General features: G+C 40.8%; 17 protein-coding genes. 4 read left to right on the forward strand and 13 right to left on the reverse strand.

Annotated elements, in window-relative coordinates; genetic code table 11:
- Positions 1-114: 114 nt before the first annotated feature.
- Positions 115-1,095 carry a FecR family protein gene (locus tag DCO56_RS22770; protein ID WP_108636021.1) on the reverse strand — a complete coding sequence of 327 codons (981 nt, stop codon included), beginning with the start codon at positions 1,093-1,095 and terminating at the stop codon, positions 115-117.
- 63 nt (positions 1,096-1,158) lie between these two features.
- Positions 1,159-1,779 carry an RNA polymerase sigma factor gene (locus DCO56_RS22775; protein WP_165305597.1) on the reverse strand — a complete coding sequence of 207 codons (621 nt, stop codon included), beginning with the start codon at positions 1,777-1,779 and terminating at the stop codon, positions 1,159-1,161.
- Between the two features lie 400 nt (positions 1,780-2,179).
- Here DCO56_RS22775 and DCO56_RS22780 point away from each other — a divergent pair, with 400 nt between their 5' ends.
- Positions 2,180-4,570, forward strand: a complete 2,391-nt coding sequence (locus tag DCO56_RS22780; protein ID WP_108636023.1) for a TonB-dependent receptor — start codon at positions 2,180-2,182, stop codon at positions 4,568-4,570.
- A gap of 122 nt (positions 4,571-4,692) precedes the next feature.
- Here DCO56_RS22780 and DCO56_RS22785 read toward each other — a convergent pair whose 3' ends face one another.
- Positions 4,693-6,792 carry a polysaccharide lyase 8 family protein gene (locus tag DCO56_RS22785; protein WP_108636024.1) on the reverse strand — a complete coding sequence of 700 codons (2,100 nt, stop codon included), beginning with the start codon at positions 6,790-6,792 and terminating at the stop codon, positions 4,693-4,695.
- 92 nt (positions 6,793-6,884) lie between these two features.
- Positions 6,885-7,187: a sulfatase-like hydrolase/transferase gene (locus DCO56_RS22790; protein ID WP_108636025.1), complete on the reverse strand. Its 303-nt coding sequence runs from the start codon at positions 7,185-7,187 to the stop codon at positions 6,885-6,887.
- Positions 7,188-7,309: 122 nt separating this feature from the next.
- Between DCO56_RS22790 and DCO56_RS29780 the strand changes: the two genes are divergently transcribed.
- Positions 7,310-7,921, forward strand: a complete 612-nt coding sequence (locus DCO56_RS29780; protein WP_245935901.1) for a barstar family protein — start codon at positions 7,310-7,312, stop codon at positions 7,919-7,921.
- A 51-nt stretch (positions 7,922-7,972) separates the two neighbouring features.
- Positions 7,973-9,058: a Gfo/Idh/MocA family protein gene (locus tag DCO56_RS22800; protein ID WP_108636026.1), complete on the forward strand. Its 1,086-nt coding sequence runs from the start codon at positions 7,973-7,975 to the stop codon at positions 9,056-9,058.
- Between the two features lie 124 nt (positions 9,059-9,182).
- Here DCO56_RS22800 and DCO56_RS22805 read toward each other — a convergent pair whose 3' ends face one another.
- The 9 genes from DCO56_RS22805 to DCO56_RS22845 form a co-directional block, all read right to left on the reverse strand.
- Positions 9,183-10,424 carry a YdcF family protein gene (locus DCO56_RS22805; protein WP_108636027.1) on the reverse strand — a complete coding sequence of 414 codons (1,242 nt, stop codon included), beginning with the start codon at positions 10,422-10,424 and terminating at the stop codon, positions 9,183-9,185.
- 11 nt (positions 10,425-10,435) lie between these two features.
- Positions 10,436-11,956, reverse strand: a complete 1,521-nt coding sequence (locus DCO56_RS22810; RefSeq protein WP_108636028.1) for a RagB/SusD family nutrient uptake outer membrane protein — start codon at positions 11,954-11,956, stop codon at positions 10,436-10,438.
- Between the two features lie 72 nt (positions 11,957-12,028).
- Positions 12,029-15,280, reverse strand: a complete 3,252-nt coding sequence (locus tag DCO56_RS22815; protein WP_108636029.1) for a SusC/RagA family TonB-linked outer membrane protein — start codon at positions 15,278-15,280, stop codon at positions 12,029-12,031.
- Between the two features lie 138 nt (positions 15,281-15,418).
- Positions 15,419-15,736: a hypothetical protein gene (locus DCO56_RS22820; RefSeq protein ID WP_108636030.1), complete on the reverse strand. Its 318-nt coding sequence runs from the start codon at positions 15,734-15,736 to the stop codon at positions 15,419-15,421.
- A gap of 68 nt (positions 15,737-15,804) precedes the next feature.
- The gene (locus DCO56_RS22825) at positions 15,805-16,437 is read right to left on the reverse strand and encodes a hypothetical protein (RefSeq protein WP_181390651.1); all 633 of its coding nucleotides are present in this window, start codon (positions 16,435-16,437) and stop codon (positions 15,805-15,807) included.
- A gap of 40 nt (positions 16,438-16,477) precedes the next feature.
- Positions 16,478-16,849 carry a hypothetical protein gene (locus tag DCO56_RS22830; protein WP_108636032.1) on the reverse strand — a complete coding sequence of 124 codons (372 nt, stop codon included), beginning with the start codon at positions 16,847-16,849 and terminating at the stop codon, positions 16,478-16,480.
- A 7-nt stretch (positions 16,850-16,856) separates the two neighbouring features.
- Positions 16,857-17,618 (reverse strand): hypothetical protein, encoded by a 762-nt coding sequence (locus DCO56_RS22835; protein ID WP_108636033.1) that lies wholly within the window; start codon positions 17,616-17,618, stop codon positions 16,857-16,859.
- Positions 17,619-17,622: 4 nt separating this feature from the next.
- Positions 17,623-18,276, reverse strand: a complete 654-nt coding sequence (locus tag DCO56_RS22840) for a hypothetical protein (protein WP_108636034.1) — start codon at positions 18,274-18,276, stop codon at positions 17,623-17,625.
- An 11-nt stretch (positions 18,277-18,287) separates the two neighbouring features.
- A complete protein-coding gene (locus tag DCO56_RS22845) occupies positions 18,288-20,030 on the reverse strand; it encodes a hypothetical protein (RefSeq protein ID WP_108636035.1) in 1,743 nt (580 codons plus the stop codon).
- 901 nt (positions 20,031-20,931) lie between these two features.
- Here DCO56_RS22845 and DCO56_RS22850 point away from each other — a divergent pair.
- Positions 20,932-22,023: a DKNYY domain-containing protein gene (locus tag DCO56_RS22850; protein WP_108636036.1), complete on the forward strand. Its 1,092-nt coding sequence runs from the start codon at positions 20,932-20,934 to the stop codon at positions 22,021-22,023.
- Positions 22,024-22,028: the final 5 nt, after the last annotated feature.

Consider the following 22,028-nt stretch of genomic DNA (forward strand, 5'->3'; position numbering starts at 1 on the left):
TTGTATGAATGTTTTTTAACATGACTTATTAAGGTGCTCACTGGTCGATTTAGCGGTTTGCCAGATGAGCACTTTTCCTTTGGTAGATTTTCCGTCGTTTTCTGCTGATGCAGCTTATTTGTGTAAGATTATTTCATTTTTTTCCCTCCTAAATTTGATTTGATGAATAGTGCAGATCATATTCAAGACCTGATCCAAGGACTCAACCTGAGGAATCATCAGGGAGTAGTTGAATTTATCCGTATCAAGGTTGTCTGCAATCAATACAACACCATAACGGTTATAAATAATTTCTTTTAGCGCATCGAATCCCACATTATTCAATAGCATACCACCTTGTGTCCATAGATTCACAGTACTTGGATGCTGATCAAAAATTTCAAAATGTTTTTTTGCCAGACTGTAACGTGCCGCTTTACCCCTAGTCAGGATATGTTGTTCCCCATTTTCTTCAGCGAACACCTTTACACGTCCGGTTTTAACTTCAACCGTAACTTGTCCGGAAGCGTGTGAACGATTGACATTGAATGAAGTCCCTAATACGGCGACAGAAATAGCCCCTGATGCTATCTTAAACGGATGCAAAGTATCACGCTTGACCTTGAAGAAGGCTTCGCCACGATCTAAAAAAATGGTTCTATTTTTTCCGTAGTTTATCTTATCATAGCGAATCTGTGCATTTCCATTGAGAAAAACAGAAGTTCCATCGGGAAGAAAAATCTCCCGCAATTCACCGGCTTTCGTCACTGTTTGCATAAGCTGCGTTTCGGATACTGTTGCCCCGGAATTGAGCGCTGATTGATTGTCCCGGAAAAATAGAAGAGCTGAGACACCTAGCAATACGAATGCGGCAGCGGCAGATAGCCATCGAAACCGTTGGTTTTGAGCTGCTTTTTTTCTCTCGGCCCGTACAGCCGGTACAAGTCGCTCAAACAATTCGTCCTTTACCGCATGACGATGGGCCGTATCATGAAACGGATTAATATCTTCATCTGTAATAGACTGATACCAACTATCCACCCGTTTATTTTCCCCTTCAGTTAATTTTCCCTGTAGGTAGTATTGTATTATGCGTTTAAAATTCTCAATATTCACTGTTATTATTTTTTATTCTAATACAGGCGAATACCCTCGAAGTACTTTAATTCAATGTGTTTTTTATATTAAATAATAATGAAGCAGATAACTGCCTGCGAAGAGTAGAAAAATAGAATCACGTTCTGCAAATCGTTGGGTCAATTCCTGACGCAGGATTCTTCTTGCATCCGATAAATAATTTTTGACAGTCTGTTCGGCCAGGTTTAACTCTTTGGCGATTTGCGTTATCGAATAGTTTTCATAGCGCATCAAATAAACCGATCGCATCAGCTTGGGCAACCGTCCAATAGAGTCTTCCACAATGACCTCCAATGCCTTGTACTTTGCTAAACTATGATCATCTAAATTGGTAAATAGCTCCATTCGTAAGGCAGCCTGATCAAACACCTGTTTACGAACCCGCTCCGTCGCATAATAATTGAGTACTTTGTTTTTAACAGAAGTATAGAGATAGGATTTCAAGGAGTTATATTCGGTATTAATGAGATTGCGCCTTTCCCAGATGTGTATAAAAACTTCCTGCACGAGATCTTTTGCGGAGGCTTCATCCCTAAGATGACGAAAGACTGTTGTGTACAGCTCCTCCCAATACAAATCAAAAAAATAGGTAAAGGCTTTGGGATCACCTGCTTTAAAAAGTGACAAATAGTGGTTATCTACATGGGCTTTGGTCGTTTTCACCTTACAAAGATAGTGGCACAAGATTACGGGAATGTTAATTTTTCCGGAAGATTTCAAACACAATCTTCCCATTTACATGAGATAAGATCGATATTGTACAATAAGCCTTTATTTTTGTTGATAACCATGTTAAGTACCTAAGTATTAAAAGACATTTTGTTGAAAACCTGCCCAGCATCGGGTGGGCGAAGCCCGATTCTTTCAAAGTACCGAGCAATCGCTTTGTATAAAAAAAAATGTTAACAACACTGTTAATTTACTCTATATAAGTGCTATTTATGTTAATAACATTTTTACCGCATCCTATTTTCAAAGACAAAATAAGTCTATTTAAAAAAATTATCCCGGTCGCTAAGGGTAAAACGAAAGTTCGCTGTCATAAAAATAAAGCTTAATCAATATGAAACTAACATCAATCTTAATCATAGCAATGGCGACCCAGGCCACGCAATCACTTGCGCAGGTTCAAGATTCGACGAAGACAAACCGACGGATGGTGACCGAAACTGTCAAAGGGACTGTCCTGGACAAAAATACAAGACTACCACTGATCGGTGCCACCATTATTCTTTCTTCCAACGGAGATACAAAATCCGTTAGTACAGATCAGCAGGGGGTATTTAGGCTGCTGCAAGTTCCTGTAGGGCGTCAAGTATTACGGGTACGTATGGCGGGCTATAGACAGGAAGAGCTATCAGAACTGCTCATCACCTCTGGCCGTGAGAATATCCTTAATATTGAAATGGAACCACAGGCAAACACCTTAAACGAAGCCGTGGTTTATGCCAACACCGGAAAGCAACCATTAAATCAAATGGCGATGACCAGTGGTCGCTCATTTTCACCAGAGGAGACCAATCGGTATGCAGGGGCTTTCTTTGACCCCGCAAGAATGGCACAGAGCTTTCCCGGAGTTGTTGCCGGTGGTGACGACAATGAGATAATTGTGCGTGGAAATTCGCCTAAAAGCTTACAATGGCGATTGGAAGGCATCGAAATTGTAAATCCCAACCACTTTGGGGCCGAAGGTGCCGCCGGTGGAGGGATCAGTATGCTTAATACGATGGTTTTGGGAAAATCTGATTTCTATACTGGTGGACTGGCTGCTGAATACAACAACGCCATATCGGGAGTATTTGACCTTAAATTTAGAAAGGGAAATACCGATAAACGCGAATATACATTCAACGTCGGTGTGTTGGGGGTAGGTGCAACTTTAGAGGGGCCTTTCAAAAAAGGAAGCGATGCCTCTTATTTGATCAGCTATCGTTACTCCTCATTGAGTCTATTGGAAAAAGTAGGGGTAAAAGTCTCGGATACCGGTATCCCAAAATACCAGGACCTCTCCTTTAATTTTGTATTTCCAACCAAAAAGGCCGGAACATTTTCATTGTTTGGGATAGGCGGTCTCGGAAAAATAAAGGAAACTGCCAAACGCAATTTCCAGGAATGGGAGGAACGCACAGATGCACAGGACATGAACCTGGGATTTAACGCCGGAAGCGCTGGACTAAAACATCAATATATCGCCAACGATAGGCTGTATTTCACCAATATTATTTCGGCATCGGTCAGCCGCAATTCCAATAAAACAGATACCCTGACACAGGATTATGTTACTAGCCTGTATCATAAAGATAAATTTACAAATACCGCAATCCGTTATGCTGGAAGCCTGAATTATAGAGCAAACAGTAAAAACACGATCCGGGCGGGAATCAATGCCAGTCTGCTTCGATATGACCTCTACGCCTTAACCTATGATACCGAACTTGCCGCATTAAAAGAACGGATCAATGAAAAAGGGAATACCAGTACCTATGACGCTTTTGCACAGCTCAAAACTGAACTGTCCGATCGCCTGACACTAAATACGGGGGTACACGCTAACTATTTTGCCTTAAGTAAAAGCTGGACTGCAGAACCTAGACTGGGCTTAAACTGGAAAGTCGCGGCAGACCAGACGATATCCTTTGGTACGGGGCTTTACAATCGTTTAGAACCACTCAGTTATTATTTTGCCAAGAACGGAACCGGTCAAAATACAACAGACAATACAGCGCTATCCCCTACCAAATCCGCGCAGGCTGTTATAGGCTATGAAAAAAATCTAAGCCGCACGCTGAGATTTAAAACCGAAGTCTATTATCAACATTTATACAATGTCCCTGTATCCTCAGATCCAGACATGAACTTCTCCCTACTCAACGTGTCGGATATTTCGGCAATCGGAACATCGACCTATCGTCAATTGGTCAATAAAGGTACAGGCAGAAACTATGGCATTGAGTTAACGGTTGAAAAATCACTCAGCAAGGGGTATTATTTTATGGCCACCACTTCAATATTTGATTCCAAATTCAAAGCACTCAATGGCAAAGAATACAATACAACATTCAATACACGCTATGTCGGTAATCTATTATTGGGAAAAGAATGGACAGTGGGAAAAAATAAAAATAACCTATTCGGGATGAACGCCAAACTGATCTACGCGGGTGGAAGAAAATACTCTCCGGTGCTGGAGGATGAATCCTTGCGCTTAGATGAGGAAATCATCGATCAAAGCCGGATTAATACGCTAACTGCCGATCCTTATATTCGACTTGATTTTTCATCAAGCTACCGCATCAACCGCAAAAAAGTGAGCCACCTCATCATCCTGGATATTCAAAATATCCTCAATAGAGAGAATACGGTCGGGATGCATTACAACTTCAGCAAACGTGTTATCGAACCGCAAAAATGGACCGGGATCATACCGACCATTAACTATAGGATCGAATTCTAATAGACTAGAAACGTGAATAGCAAATTTCGGCAAATGAATGAATGAATGAATAAGGTCCAAGCTCTGTGGAGAACTTGGACCTTACTTTTTAATATTCACGGCAATTCGAAAGAATTAAATCTTTATTTATTACCCGTCGGGATTGTTTCTGATGAGGTACTACCCGCGTACTCAGCCTGCGGAAGCTTGATCTCGACAATCTGATTTACTTTTGCATTTTTATTGATGAGATGAATACGTATAGCTTTTTCCTGTTGCAGTGGATCTGCCACATCCAGCTTGAAGACGCTATTTCCCTTTGTGATTTGCAGAATAACCGGCTTATCCACCTGAATAGACCAAGCTCCAATTTGATAGGTACCAGACTCATAAAACACGGCCTGAATAGCGGCCAGACCCAGATGTTCTACAGCTTGAATCGCAGGCGTATTGTGCCAAATTTTTAGCTGCTGCATAGCCCGCTTATCGATCTGATCCACACCAGGTACCACGATGTAAGCATAACTTCCATTTACAGGTTTCGCTGCGTGCTCAACCCATAACTTAAATACCTTACCATGTACAGCATCTTTTGATCGGGAACGATTGATGCGGTACCAAGAGCCCGATTGTTCTTTTGCCGTCAGAGCGATTTTCATCGCTTCTGGAAAGTAATAGCCGACCTGATTGTGCATGACATATTCACCTTGTTTGACATTTCGAACCAGTGAATCGGTTGACATCTGCTCTTTTCCATTCCATACGACAGGACCATTCAACCAAGTTTGATTCAGTGTTGTTACGACCGGTTCCGCAGCACTACAGTTAATTCCACTGCCCAGACAAACAATCTCCTTATCAAAAAAGAACCATGCTTTTTGTGCAGCCAGTCCATCGTATTGAACAGACATGGCCGATGCGCCGATTGTACCATTGCTGACCCCACCAGAGAAACTATTGGCAGCCAGTACACCCCACTGTTCTTTCAGTTCCTGATCACCCTGATAATCTCGGGTTGTTGTCCCCGGAATTTTGTCCCATTCCCATACTGGCATGATATTATAGTATTCTGGACCAAATACCTGAATATTGGTTACACCATCTGTCATATTTTTTCCAAGCATATTTTCACCGTTTCCTGATTCCGATTTGTTGGTTCGCTTGCTTGCCAGACGCAGGTTGAAATGAAACTGTTTTCTGAGGTGTGTTGTGTAGTCTCCTTTCCAATAATGTCGATGGAGGGATTGATCTTCTGCATTAAAAGCCTGTATACTATCTAATTTTGCCAATCCTTTCTTCCAGATCTCATTTTTAGCTGGATCAATCAATTGCATCTGCTGCAATATGGCGACTTCCTGGTCCTTGCGCAATATATCTGGTCGTGATATCCCGCGCCCATGCACATTAAAATCAATATAACGTGAGCGTATGATCGGCAGGTAGGTTTCCAAAAGAAATTTTTCGAAGAGGGCCAATTTCTCCTTATTAACCGCATAAGGTGTCTCGCGAACATAGGCCATTACCTTAGAAATTCCCTTTAAAAACTCTTCGCCATAGCCCGCGATATACAATTGTGGTCCATGCTGTAAGTAAGAGAAATCATATTGCAACCCCTCTTTCCCATCCACCAACTGGATGGGAAAAAGCAGTTGTTCCATAGCAGCAGTCAGTAGACTGGCATCTTCCAAGATTAGTGCACGATAGAAATAATGCATGGCAATATCACTTTTGTTCGCGCCCGTTCTCTTATAGGGATCCCCTCTCTCCATCAACTTGACCAGTGCTGTTTCCACTGTAGCTGGGATTTTCTCCTGACCGAATTTCATCAGGATCAGACAGACACCTATTGCTTTAGGAGAAGCGATTTCATTGTGCCACCAGTTCGTTGATTCAAATCGGTTATTTGCCCAGTACTGAGCCGCCCGTACAATCTTGTCATAAAGCGACTTTTGCTGATAAGATTTACTCTTGGGCGAGACATAAGCTACGATCAAAGCTCTCAAGCGATCCAAGTGTTCTCCTGGAGGCCAGAGTGAAATTGATTTACTCGTGTAATCTATATCAGACCAAGTACCAGCTTCAGTCAATTGATTGATCCAGATTGTGGTTTTATCACCGTGAGCAGCCGAACTTTGCAATTCGTCCTCGTACACATGTTTTTTGATGCGATCAAATGTATGACGGTCCTGGGCTTTAGCCATGACAAGTCCAAATGCGAGTAAAAGTATAAGTATGATTTTCATTCGTTTTTATTTAGCTATCCGATTAAGGATATTGTTTTTCTGTGGCTCATCTGACCACCTCCATTCTGTGCTTCATGATCTGGTTCTGGTCATTATCCAAAACAGAACTCAACCATTTGGGCTTTGCCATTTTTTGCTTCCCATTCGGCACGTGAGGATGCGCAAACCGATGCAGATGCATAAACACACTGGAAACGAATCCCCTGCTTTGCCAGTTGGTCAATATGTGGAGTATGACCTTCTTTTCCGCCAAAGCAGCCAAAATCATCATAACCGCCATCGTCGCTCAAAATCACAATGACATTGGGCCGCTGCTGTGCAAAAACAGAAATTTCAACTAGAGAAAGTACACTCAACACCGCAAGTATACGATAGAACGTTTTCCCGTAGATCATCGCATTAGATTTATCCCTAAATGTAACCTTAAATGTATTGGATTTTTTGTAAAAAATCGAAAACGATTTCGTTAAGTCAATTTTTTTTAGTCCTTTAGATAAGTAAATCTAATGTGAAGCAGATGGAAACAAACGACAGAAATCAACTCGCAGTTATTGCTAAAGTTTTGGTCGGAAATCTTCAGGAGCAGGCTTTAACAGAGCCCCTGACAAGCCTACGCGAAAGTAGTCGGGAGTCCATCCTGCCAGACCTTTTTCAGTTTGTGGACAAATGGTCAAAAGTACCATTTCCAATTATGGTAGCGGAGCTCTGGGCAGACTTTACGAAGCTCATTTCCCTTCATTCCGAATGGGGTTTTGTGGTTATTGAAGGCGCATGTATTGCGGATATTCCGAGTTTTTACGCCGAAATCAATCGGGTTTATATGGCCGATGAAAATTGGAAAATTGGCAGTCTGGATGGTTTCGATGACCTGCTGTACGGTGGCTTTGGAAAAGTTCAGAACGCAAAAAAACATACAATCATTTGGAAAGACATCGATCACAGCCGTGCGGCATTAGGAGTGACAACCACCCTCGCTTACTATCAGGAAAAACTCGCTGCTAATTCACCTTTCAATCAGACTTATTTCCAGCAAAGACTAAGTGATTTACAAGCTGGAAAAGGACAGACCTATTTTGATATCGTAGCGGAAATAATACAATCGCATCCAAAGATTGACTGGATTTACTAAAGGATTTAAAGATTTCAAAATGTTATCTTTATTGAACCTAAACAGAATACCATGAAACATATAGTAAAGATATTTTTTTTGTTGACGATGCTATTTCAGCATATTGCTTATGCGAATAGTCCACTGAAAGTCGCTGTTGCGGGGCTCAATCACGACCATGTATATCTCCTGCTGAATTTATACAAAGAGAAAAAGGTGGAGATTATTGGAATAGCAGAATCCAACAGCGTCCTGGCTGACAAGATTCAAGCGCAATACCATCTTCCGAAGTCCGTTTTTTTCCCAGATCTCTCTTCATTATTAAAAAGGGTAAAACCTGATGTGGTTCTTGCTTACAACCCCACCAATGAGCATATCAATGTAGCGGAAATCTGTCTGCCGCTCAAAATACCGGTCATGGTAGAGAAGCCAATGGCGACCACATTGGCTGATGCCAAACGTATCGCCACACTCTCCAGGGAAAACAAAACACCTTTTTTGGTCAATTATGAGACAACTTGGTACAGGAGCAACCAGCAGCTCAAGCAATTGGTAGACCAAAATGCCGTGGGCCGTGTGACACGGATGATTGTAAAAGATGGGCATGAGGGGCCGAAGGAAATCGGATGTAGCAGTTATTTTCTCGATTGGCTGACGGATCCGCAAAAAAATGGTGGTGGTGCATTAATGGATTTCGGCTGTTATGGGGCGAATCTCATGACATGGATCAAGAATGGCGAACGGCCTATTTCTGTCAGTGCCATTACACATCAATTGAAGCCCGAAGTTTATTCAAAAGTCGAAGATGATGCGACCATTATCTTAAAGTACCGCGATGGCAGTACTGGTATCATCCAGGCATCTTGGGCATGGCCTTACAGCGTAAAAGATCTTCAGGTATTTGGGACAAAAGCCCAGCTCTATGCACAAAATGAGAAAAGGCTGGTAAAGTATACACAGCATAATGAGGAGCCGACAGTTATTCCAACGGATCAGCCTTATTTTGAAAACCATATCCAATATTTGGAACATGTTCTAAACCGAAAGCAGCTAGCTGAAGGCGATCTAGGTTCCATCACTAATAATGTGACGGTAGTTGAGATCCTGGAAGCGGCCAAGCGTTCCGCAAAAGAAGGAAGGACGGTAACATTAAATTGATCTTTAATAGAAAAAGGTATATCAATAAGGAATCCACATACCTTTTTCTATATTTACCAACATCGTTGACAAAGACATGTTGGATTTGTTTTGTCTTGTTCAATCTGAGTTCTGAAGTGAACCGTTAGGGATCCAGCGGCTCATCCGGATCAATTGTGAATGCTTCTTCTTTCGCCTGAAATTCGATGATAACATCCGAAATTCGTTTTCCAAGGCTGTAGGGTACATAACCCAATTCGCGGATACAACGGTCGACCATTTTTTCTACAGCATCGATATGTGCCTTACTGCTGTTAACAATGGCAAATTTATCTTTAGGAAATCCATAGGTCAGTAGTATACGGGCAGTATTGCGCAGATTTGTTGTTGTATGGCGAGCATGCGGATCGATCAAGATCGCTTGTCCGGGAACTCCCATGACATTGATCAGGTACTTTTTCATCTCGATTGCCTCGATATAAGCCGTTTTATAGGGATGTACCTTTCCGCCGGAAAGTACAATAAAAGGGGCCAATTTTTCAAAATAACTACGGGCAGCCATGCGTGCACGTAACATTCCGCCCGGACTGATCGGCTGTCCATAGCTTTCGGGGCCTGCCCCCAGCGTCAGCAACAGGCTGTAAGGATAGGCTGAAAAATCCGTCTTTTTCACTTGTTCAAACGCCTTTTTATTTTCCAGAGCCATCAGTGGCTCCAATTGCGCAGCATCCCAACGTTCATTGATCTCAAGCAGCCTTACCGCTGTCATCATGGTCATAAAAAGCGCCTCCTTAACAGTCGGAATATCTTTTAGCACATCCTGACGTACATCATCCAAAAGCTGAAAGTACGCCTTACGATTCACATCAAAAGAAATTGAATCAATCTTGGGATAGTTGGGCTTCTTGCCACCGGCATAGACATCAACAACATAGTTCATGGCACCAAAGTCCTGTAACAGCGCTTTCTTAAGATACATTTTTGCAGTCTCATCCCTTGGTATACCATAAGTCCTTGATGGCATCAATGTCGATTCAACCATTTCCTCCAATTTCCTGCTGCCTTTGATCTGACTGGAAATTTGTTCAGCCATGAGTTCGATCTCAGAATTTCTCCATTTAAAAGCTTCCAGAAAACAGCTGAGATCCGTGCAATGATCACTTCGCTTAAAACGGTCAAACCGCTGGTTCAACAATGCCGAAACAGCCTGGGACGCACAAAGCTGCTGTGTTAAGGCGGAATCCTTTAGCAACAGATAGCTTGCGTAATAATTTTTACGGATTACCCAGTCCTGAGGTCCAGCGGGATCCGGGAGCTGGCCTTTGGAAATATGCATTCCGCATATTCCCAAAGTCAACAAAAAGACCTTTTTAATGATACCTGTCATATCCGATTCTATTAATAACCCGGATTTTGATACATACGCTGTGGATCCAATTTATATTCATCGAAAGGAATTGGAAAATACCGATCCTTTGTGGATATATTGGAGATTTTAGCGTTCCCATAATCCGCCTGGTTTTTAGTTTTAAAGTACGTAACCAATTCCTGCGGATTATAGTTCCGGATTAAATCAAACCAACGTTGATTTTCGAAAGCCAGTTCCACACGGCGCTCGTGCAAGATCGCCTCCTTTAATGTCGGGTATTTTGTACGGTAGTCATTGCTTAACATTGAGGCTGCATAAGAAGGCAGGCCAGCACGTTCGCGCACCTGATCCAATAGCGCAATAGCCTCAGCTTCTTTACCCAGATGGTATTTTGTTTCGGCCAATAATAACATCACATCGGCATAACGGATCAAGATCCAGTCATTACCTCCCCATCCGTTGGTTCCAGCCTCTGCACTACTGTCCCTAAATTTAGTCACAAACCAGTCATTTACTTTCGCATCCGGTGCAAATTTGACCGAAAAATCTTTCCGGATATCATTTGGTTCATAATCCTTGATGAGATCTAATTTTACAACTTCTCCCGCTCCTGTTGAAGTAAATCGCGAATTAATAGACTCTCCTCTAGCCTGATAGTTACGCGCGATGCTTGAACTATAATTTTGATCACCCTGTAGGTACTGAATCTGAAAAACCAATTCTTTACAAGCCATCTTTTGTTTCACATCAAAAACCTCTGTATAAGGGATTTCTTTTAGTTGACCAAAGGTCCGCATCCCATAAGAAGCATTGAGATACTGTTCTGCTTTAACCAGGTTTTCCGTTGCACCTGTGGGTTGTGTGGCTGCTAAAGTTAAATATACCTGTCCTAGAATAGCATTCACTGCTGCTTTTGATGTACGCCCCACGGCATACTCATGCTGCGTATTGGGCAAATCACTTGTTAGGGCTTCGGTAAGATCCTTAATAATCTGTTCATAAATAACCGATTCCTTCTGACGAAACGCCAGTTCATTTGCCTGCTCTTTGTTTATTACCTGGACGGTTGCCATGGGAATATCACCGAATTTACGCACCATATGGAACAGCAATAAGGCACGGACAAATTTTGTTTCGGCCATGTAACGTTGTTTTAGCGCCTCACTTGAAAAAGAGACTTCGTCAATATGAGTTAAGATAACATTACAACGACTAATCCCAGCATACATTGCAGCCCAATGTGTTTTCAGATAGGTGTTGCTCGGCAATAACGAAAAGTCATTGAACTGGAATGGCTCTCCGGCATTTGACTGGTTATCATTTCGCCCGGTATTATCCGAGCGTTCTTCATTATAGAGGGTACTACCTTCACCAATTGTGTTACCTGAACGTAACGTTTGATAAAGGCCATTAACAGCTAATAATACGTCGTTTTCAGATTTAAAGTAATCATCAATCTGTACTGCATTAGGATCTTTCTGGTTTAGAAAATCTTTGCTGCATGAAGACATAGTAAACAACACAAGCGGTAATAAATATCTTTTTTTCATTGAATTATTTTTTTATTAGTGTGGCCATTCGATATGTTGTAAAAAATCATAACGGCCTTATGAACATGAAGATTAGAAAGTTACTTTTACACCGAGATTATAGGATCTGACCAATGGGTACAGTCCATAATCGACACCCGGAGTTAGGTTTCCCCGTTGGTTATAATCCGGTTCGGGATTATAGCCTTTGTATTTGGAGATCGTAAAAGGATTGTCCACCGTTGCATACACCCGTATTCCGGATAAACTCAATTTTTCAGCGATGTTTTTTGGCATATTATACCCCAGGGCAATATTGGTCATCCGTAAAAACGAACCATCCTGAAGATAGAAATCCGACAGACGCGTACTGTTACTTTGTGTGCCACCACGAGAAGCACGGTACACCTTGCCGTTACCCGGGTTTTGTGCCGAGCGGTAACGTTGAGCAACATCGGCATACTGATTGCCTGAACCTTCCATGTTATAGAGGTAGTAATCATAGCCATCCAGTACTTTGTTGCCTTGTGATCCATTGAAAGATGCACGTAAATCAAATTCTCTGTAGCGCGTACTCAACGCAAAGCCATAGGTAAAATTCGGATGGGGATTACCGATCACCCGTTTGTCTGCATCATTAACAATACCGTTTCCATCAACGTCCTCAAAATAAAGGTCTCCGGGTTGCAGCGGCGTAGATGAAGCTGCTGATGGCGCTACTGTTTTGTAATTTTCCTCCGTTGCCACGCCAAGAACTTTAAAGCCATAGAACATACCGATTGGACTTCCTTCTTGTGTGATATGGGTCAGATAGGAACGTTCTGCTCCATTGGTTAGGATCGTCGATGATCCCCCCAGATCCAATACCTTATTGCGGTTGACATTAATATTTCCACTGATGCCCAATTCAAAGTCACTTTTACGGATCAATGTTGCGTCCACTTGTAGATCAAATCCTTTATTTTGCACCTTAGAATTTGGCAAATTTGTCAAGATTGTCGTTGATCCAGATACTGCAGAAATTGGTTGATCAAACAATAAATTAAAAGAGCGGCTCAGATAAAAATTGGCCATGATATTCAAGCGACCTTTCAACAAACCAAGGTCAAGACCCGCATTGTATTGCGAGGTTGTTTCCCAGCTTAGATTGGGATCAAATACATCACCTGAGGTATAACCGGTTTTTACATCATTCCCGATAATAACACCTGCCGGCGAGTTAAAGACCGAGACTGAACGATATTCTTTGATATTGTTATTACCGCTACGACCCCAACTCGCCCGCAACTTTAACGTCGACTGCTGTCCTAACCAATCCGTGTAAAAGTCTTCTTTAGAAATTGTCCAGCCTCCAGAAACAGAGGGAAAGGTTGCCCATTTATTATTCGGACCAAAGCGCGAAGAACCGTCCGTACGGATGGAAGCTGAAAGGAAATATTTCGAATCAAAATTATAGTTTACCCTGCTGAAATACGATTGAAGCGTTGTTATACGTTTAAAAGTATCATCTTTCAACAATTGGAAATTAGATGGATTAGCCCCTTTATCCGTAATTTCGCCTATAGCATCATTACTGAAGCCGTTGGCTCTGACTCCTTGATAGTCATAGTCGGTGCGCTGTGCAGAATATCCTAAGAGTGCTGAGATCTGATGTTTCCCACCAAAAGTTTTATTGTAATTCAACGTTGTTTCCAGCAACTTATCCAGTTCATTTTTTGTTTTGGCGTCTGCGTAAGCTGCAGTAATAGCCTCAGGAGAATAAGGTCTTTTATCACCATTTGAAATACTTGTTGGGCGGTAATAATCGTACTTTTCATCGTAGGTAGATAAACCGCCATTTACTTTTAAGTTCAGTCCATCAATAATTTTAAAATCGGCGAAGGCATTATACAAACCTCTTTTTCCACGGCGGTTATTTTTGATCTTGGTAACATAAGCCAAAGGGTTTTCAGGGTTTTGTATACCAAAACTACCAGCGGATAACTCGCCCATTAAGAATTGTGCATACGTACCATCCTCGTTATAGACAGGCAATGTTGGAAGATAGATCAGGGCCGCCATAGAAGGGCTACGGTCGTACCTTCCCGTGGTCACTTCATTGTTGTCGTTGTAAGTAAAGGAAACATTGGCGCCCACCGTCAATCTTTCGTTAACTTTGCTATCTATATTGGCGCGGAAGTTAAATGTCTTTTGATCCGTGCCCAACATAATACCCTGCTGATTCTGATACGAACCGCTTAAAAAATATCTGTTTTTTTCATTGCCTCCGTAGGTTGACAAGTTATGCCTTTGAAAAGGAGCATTACGGTATAACGCGTCCTGCCAATCGGTGTCGTATTTTGATTTTTTTGCCGTACCTGTTGCAAAATCATAATATTCTTCTGGAATACTGACCGAACCTGCATTTCCCACATTCGCTACACGAGTTTTGTTATCATCAAGACGCTTACTATCGGTCCATGCAATTCCTTTTGCTGCCAAAAGATCTCTATAAGAATTATTACGACCATCAATCAAAAGGTCGATAAACTGTTCTGCATTCAAAACATCAATTTTTTTGGAGAGCTGACCAAAGCCACCCAGCACTTCATAATCCACATTGTTTTTACTTTCTTTACCGCGCTTTGTCGTGATCAATACCACACCGCCTGCCGCACGGGATCCATAGATGGCAGCGGATGCCGCATCTTTAAGGATATCTATAGATTCAATATCATTGGGATTAATATTTAAATTATTTCCAGCGGGATAACCATCGATGACGTAAAGAGGATCCGAGCCAGCATTAATGGACCCCATACCGCGTACGCGGATCTTGGTTCCGTCATAAGGGGCACCGCTTGTTTGCATGACCTGTACGCCGGCTACTTTACCAACTAAAGCCTGGGATAGTTTTGGTGCACTGAGGTTTAATTCTTCAGCCTTCACACTTGCAATGGCACCAGTAACATCAGATTTTCGTATTCTCTGGTAACCGATTGAAATCGTCACCTCTTCAAGCGTGTTTTCACTAGTTTGTAGTGCGAAGACCTGCCCCTTGGATTGCCCAACTGCCTGTACAAGGCTACTAAATCCCACATAGGAAATACTGAGTTGATCACCGATCTGTGCGTCAATCTGAAAGTTTCCCTGCTCATCAGACTGAGCTGATTTTTTTGTTTTTAGATTTAGGATCGTTGCTCCCGAAATTGCATTTCCCTGTGCATCGACCACACGGCCTCTAATTGGACTCTGCATTATCAGGAACTGCGGTTCAGTTAGGGAGAGCGGTTTGGCTTGAACAGCGGATGAGCTTGCTGCAATGGCACATAACAACCAAAAGACATTGTTGGTTTTAATTTTCATAAGTAGTGCATTTGATTTACGGGTACAAGGTTACAAATGCAATATGAAGGTAGTGTCAATTAAAGGTTAATAGTTTTTAACTAAACCGAGTTAGCAAACAATATAAACTTAACAATAGGATAACAATAATGAAAGCAGTTAGCTCCTCTTCTTAGCGAAGCGCGCGCGAAGCAACAACCGCAACAGTATATACATGACTACTGCAAAAGGGACATTACCGATCAGTTTGGGTGGTTCAAAATTTTCGAAGCTGGCATATTCATCGCTTTCGACATTGTAGCCTGTCCCGCTTGAATAAAATTCCCAAGGAAATCCTATTGTTAACTTGCCATCCACAGGTTGGTCATTCTGATAAGAAATGACAGTCAAAATAGCAAAAATACAAATGGTACCAGCCACTCCTTTCAAAATGGTTGGTACCATTAATGTTCTATTGCTAGGAATCATTGTATTCATTGGAATAAATATAATGATTGTTTTTTCATTCAACGCCAGCCATTTAATTAATACTGTTTATGGCTAGCTTACTGAAAATCCGGCAATAAAAAAGAATAACTATTTTCGATATTTCTAACAACGAGTTTGTTCTGTTGGATGAAGCTATACAAGACATTTTTAAGGTGTCGTGGGAAAATCTTTAAATGAACAAGACCGGTATGTTCGACCTGTCGAAACATTTGCAACGCTGTTGCACCATTTTCAAAGTAATTATTCTCCAGTAATGCTTCTAGTTTTTGTCGGACATGGAGCATGGCATCCGATTCAAGTTGAAGATCTTTCTCAGCTTTCCATTCTTCAAATCTCAAACCTGGCGCAGGTGGCTTTTTTTTACCCGTTAAAAAGGTCCAAGGCACCTCAATGGAATAACTCCATTTCACCTCATCCTCTTCGATTTTAAGACGTACCAAACGCTCCTGGGAAACTTCAAATTCTTCGCGATGGAATTCCATGGCTTCTATGTGTGAACTCGCATATATCCGATCCAGTAAAATAGATTCCTGTGTTAAAAACTTCTGGACTTGAAACATTTTCTCAAAATCCAGATAGGCATGATCAGGCTTGCCCAGTAAGAATGAAAGCTCCTCGGGCCGCCATTCTTTTTTTATCCGCCGCTTGAAATACGTATACCAAAGCTGGAAATCGTGTGAATACATCATTCCGGAGCAGGAAGTTTTTATTGTAGATTCGGTATTCATACTAAGTATTTTCTTCTTTGTCATCATTTTTCATGATCTCATGAATTCGATCCTCCAATACCTTTTTATGCCATTTTTCAAGAAGCTCTTTGGTCTTCCCGATAGGATCATCACCACCGGTTTCCATCATTTCCACCCAACTTTTCGCAAAATCCTCATATTCAAACATTATCCCCTTCGATTTTGTATATTGAATCATATATTCCATGGCAAATAAATTGGCCCATCGGTGAGGATCAAGGAATTCACACATATACTGTGCAATATCAATTTTATTTATAAATTCTTGAACCACTTCTTCGGGTGTGAAATTGAAGATATCACAGAACTGTGTAAATTCGGTGGTTAAATTAATTTTTTCTAATGTTTTCATTGGTTTTTTATAATATGTTATCCTCCGCTCTATTCTCCAAAAAATCGTCTAGCCATTCCTGATAAACTGCAACCCGTTTTTCAAGCCCACGATAAAAAAAATAGCGTTTATTCAGTTCCTGAATTTCCATAATAAAATTTTTAAATCTGGCTGAATTACGATATTCCAAATTGTTAATATTACCATAACCATCGTGAACCCGAATAATAAATCCAAGAATAGGATTATATTCGCCTTCATCCAAATGAAGTTCCGCAAGATAATCGGGTATGGAAACCAGCTTCATCATACTATTGATATAACGGGAAGGATGTGTATTATTTAAAATGCAGGTCAATAATAAATCCTTGTTAAGTTTGAAACAAGTATTTTCATCCAGATAAATGATATCTTTCATTTTTCTTCCTTTTGATAAGATATCATAAATTTGCCCAGTAATTACACGCCCTCTATTCCTTCGCTCTGTAGTACTATAATTTCTATTTAGGCCCAATTTCACCTGACGTTGTATCAATTTTACACCCCGCTCTTTTTCCCTTTGGTCCAATTTAATAGATAAAGGATCTGTTCCAAGTTTGAACTTATCATCAATAAAATGAATACCTCTGGTAGCCAGATTGTAGCTTGAGTTATCCACAAAATTTTGATCCATAAAAGAATAATGATCCAAAAACAACTGTATAAATGCAGGTACCGCTATACCAAAGAGCTCGCAGATCAGTTTAAAATTCCGAGGTACCACCAAGGGTACAGATTGCATATCTTCCATTTTTCTATTTGTGTTGAATATAGCGGTAACCAAAACTTCTGGACTTAGATTTACGAAGGGGGGCTACTCCCTTCTTTCCTAGCATAAGTTCCAGTTCCTGCTTTAAAATGTTTACCCGAATTCCGTCTCCGATATTTTTTTCAGCGCAACGCCAGAGCTGAAGAGCCGTACAATATCTCTTAAAGTACCCCTCTTCCAATAAACTCATCAGCAGCAAATTCGTAGCAAGACGCTCTATTTTAATTGTTTCAGCATCACGAAATTTATCTTTATTTATTACTTCCATAAGCCGAAAAAAAACAATGCTCTCCACCTCATTGATAAAATATTCCATTTGGTAATAGCGGATCCCCTCCTCCTCCCAGATGGATAATTCAAATAGATAATCAGTCCGATTATCAAATGCATCAATCTGCAATTTCCCTCGAACAAATACCCACTGGAGATGAACCATAACTTCTAAAGCACCAATGGGTATTTTGAATTCCTCCATATCTTTGATATAGTCCTCATTTTGTCCCATCAAGAAGGCCAATTCTTCACGGGTATAGCCAAAACTTATTCGATTCAGTATCAAAAGATAAATTGCACTTGCATAGTGCATAGAAAATTCGGCTCGAAATTTTCCAATTAGAGGATTGGTAATTAAATTATTCATTCTTTCCCTCTTTAATTTTGATTCGCTCCCATTCCCGATTTCATTTCCATATATCTTAAACTCTGCTCGCACAGATCAGCAAAAAAGGCTACAATCCGATTAGCGTTGGATTTAAAGTACTCCATTTCCAGCTGGTTCAATTCAGGAGACAGCTCATGTATCCGCCCTTTCATATCTTTTAATAGCTCTTGGCACAATAGAGCTTCGGCAGGTTCATTTGAGGTAAAAAAATCGCTTACTTTTTTATCACAGATACAGCTCCATTCGACCAACTCCTCCAACGTTGCATTCATTGGCGTGTAACCGATCCGTAGGTAGAGGTAGCTATGTATTCCTATTAGAATCAACTGATTTAACAACAGCACCGCCACTTGCTTGTTCGAAGGACGAGCATCAGAAAATATGGCCAGCAGATCGTGCATGAGCTTTACGTTACGTGTCCAGACATTTGTCGTTTTCAACAGCGTATCAGGCCAATTTACAGGAGTTAGCGAATTTGTCGGCTTATAGCGTGGATTGCGGTAAAGGACAACAGAGTCATTCCAGATCGTGTGCGAAAAGCGACTTCCTATATTTAATTTCGCTGCGATAAAGCTGCTGCTTAAAAATGAAATAACTGCTGCCGCCCGACCAAAAGAAGCTTTACGGAAGTAACATTGTCCAACCCATTTTTTAATAACAACTATGTAAATGCTGACATTTCCAACATCTTTTTGGGGATAGTCGAATAATCCCTTACCATGAGTTTTACTCACATAATAATTGAGTAACATCATCTGTTCAACCTGATTGTCCCTGAGGATCTGATAAAGGAGTTGCTGTATATCGGACTGATATTGTTCAGGCCAAGGGAATGTGTGAAAAGTAGATGGAGGGACCAACGTTTCCTGCTGTGCAATTTTAACTTTTTCTTCTTTCACCAATTTAGTCTTTGCAAGCTCCGCCTGAACGGCCGCTTCAGTCGCCAAATTCTTTTCGTATTCAGCCTGCAATTCCTCCATAAAGTAACAGAAGAGCTTTTCTATCGCCGCCTGCATGACGGCACAATGATCGTATAACTGTGAAGCCGCTATGGCAGAAATCTCCAGATCTCTATTTTGATTGACGGCATTAAAGGAAGTATCCAATAAGCGGAAGCGCTCTTTCTCTTCATCTCCCTCACCCATAAATACTTTTTTAAACATCGAAAAGTGTGTATCGAGGCTTCTTATCCTACTGTCCAGACTATGTACATTATTACCTTTCCCCTCCACCATCACTTGCAGCAATTTTAAATGGCTTTCCAGACTTTGATGGACCATAAATAATGCACGGAGATAGTTTGCTGTACCGGCAAATGTCTGTGCCGCCTGTAAAAATTCAGCGGAAGCAGCCAGCACTTTTTGATAATGCTTATCAGAGAGATCCAGTATACCCCTTATCTCTTTCGGTTTACTGATTGCGGTATTGTTTTCACCGGAACTAAAAATCTCATGCTTGGGCAAAGCCGCATAACAATAGAATAAACTTCCCATCTTGATTTTATTTTTCAGTTCAGGGGTAAAAATCAACTCAAATGAGATACATTCCTGATCCAACAGACATAATTCCACAATAGGTTTTAATATCTTATGTGAAAGGCCGCTCACAGGCTTAAGCGTCAAAACCAGGTGCTGATATTCCTGATCCAAAAACTGATATTTAACGAGATAAACCCGATCGAGATCCATACGTTGGGATAAACGGTCGATAATCAATTGGTTATTAATTTCCATAATAATGACTTAATAAGTATAAAATTTTACAATATACAGCCTACTGAACAACAAATGGTTACAACCAATTATTGTAAAAAAACAACAGCTATATTGGAAAAAAATCAGAAGCAACTACCAAGGTGATTAAATAGAAAATCAACAGGTAACATACATTTGCGTTTGCACCTTGGTTTATTTTAGGAAAGGTCGGCAATCAACATAAAAATCGTATTGAAATTTCAAATACACTCATGAAAGATAGCTATCTGTCTGCCGACAAAGAGACAGATAAGTTATTCGTGTTTTACATTATTCAAAAAACACTATTGCAATACAATTATATAGTTTATATATACAAATGTAGTAATTAAAAATATATCACACAAATATTTTAGAATAAAATGGTTTCGCCACGAATCGCATACCTTTCTTTTGCTTGAGCTGTCGCCACTAGCGCCATTAGCGTATATGTTGTAGCACCGCTCAAATTATGATATCCATACCCAATGAGATCCTTTATCGATATCAAATCAGTACTTAATCTATACTTAGTCAGTACGACAAGGGTGCCTCATCCGGTTTTGACGTCCCGTTTATCGCACTCCTTCGATCAGGAAATATGTGCTAATTATTGTTATGTTTAAGCGTAAATTGCGAGAGCGGGAACATAAGCTCATAAGGTTATGTAATTTATCATAAACGAATCATAAATAGCCATAAGCGAATTGTAAACCGCTGTCGCGTGCGATGTCATAGCATCGTATTTTTATAGTAGATTAAAATAGTACCGTTTTGAAGAATTATAGCGTCTAACAAGCCGGAATAAAACTTAATCCATTCCCGATTGGATTGATTTTGCTGTTCACTATATCTACGAGTGGCAATACATCATCAGGGAGCAAATCATATAGAGGAGAGTATGAAAAATATTTTTAAAATGGGAATTCTCAGCACATGCATCGGCTTGTTCTTCTCCTGCAAAGAGCAGGTCAGCCCTTTGTCCGAAGACTACTATAAAAAAAATGGAGCGATCTATTTTATCCCCGGAGGCAATGGTTTTGAACGCGGCTCAAGAAAAACGGAAGCAGACATAAATAGTTTTTCTGTGATCAAAGGCGTCTATGCCCGCGATAAAGACAAGATCTATTTTATGGGCTGTCCACAACAATTTGTCGATGTAAAAACTTTTCGACTGAAAGGAAAAATCCCCGTCGATCAGTCTCATGTATTCGATTTTGTTGGGTTTCCATCAGCTACAGGAGCATGCAGCAAACAACAACTCACCGTCATTACAGGCGCGGATCCCGAAACGTATACTACGCTGTATGATTCGGTCGCATCCCTATCTAAAGATAAATCACATTATTTCTACAAGGCCCAACCATTAGCGGTTGACTACACCTCATTTAAAATTTTGAATAAAAATTTTGTAAAGGACAAGAATAGGCTCTATGTGGTCACGCAGAAAAGTATCAATCCGCTCAGTTACACAACGGACAAGATTAATGTACTCAACAGCGAATACCTCATTATAGATGGTAAAACATTACTTTATTACGAACCTTATCAGAATATCGGCGTACTTGAAACGACTTTGCCATCGGCCAATAAAATCAAATTGTTAGACAAAAAATCAATCATTATTGATCAATTTGTTATTATTCAAGGAAAACGTTTTCCGTTCGCGGATGTTGATGCCGAAAGTTTTAAAATATTGGAAGGGATCGGTGGGAACTCCTTTTGGTCCGGAGACAAAAATCATATTTTTTATAATGAACAGCCGTTGGCGGAAGCCGATCCAAAAACTTTTGAAGTTCTTAAACGTGCTGTCGCCAAAGACGCCAGACATATTTTCGTCGGCGATAAAATTTTTGAAGGCCCCGATGTCAAAAGTTTCAGAGTTGTAGATAAATCAAAAACAAATCATGATTTCGAAGATGATCTGGGCCACAAGTACTGGTACCGGCCCAAAGAGGGAGGAGCCGAACTCATTCCGGTAGAGAAGAAATGATGCTA

Source organism: Sphingobacterium athyrii (assembly GCF_003071065.1).
Taxonomy (GTDB): Bacteria; Bacteroidota; Bacteroidia; order Sphingobacteriales; family Sphingobacteriaceae; genus Sphingobacterium; species Sphingobacterium athyrii.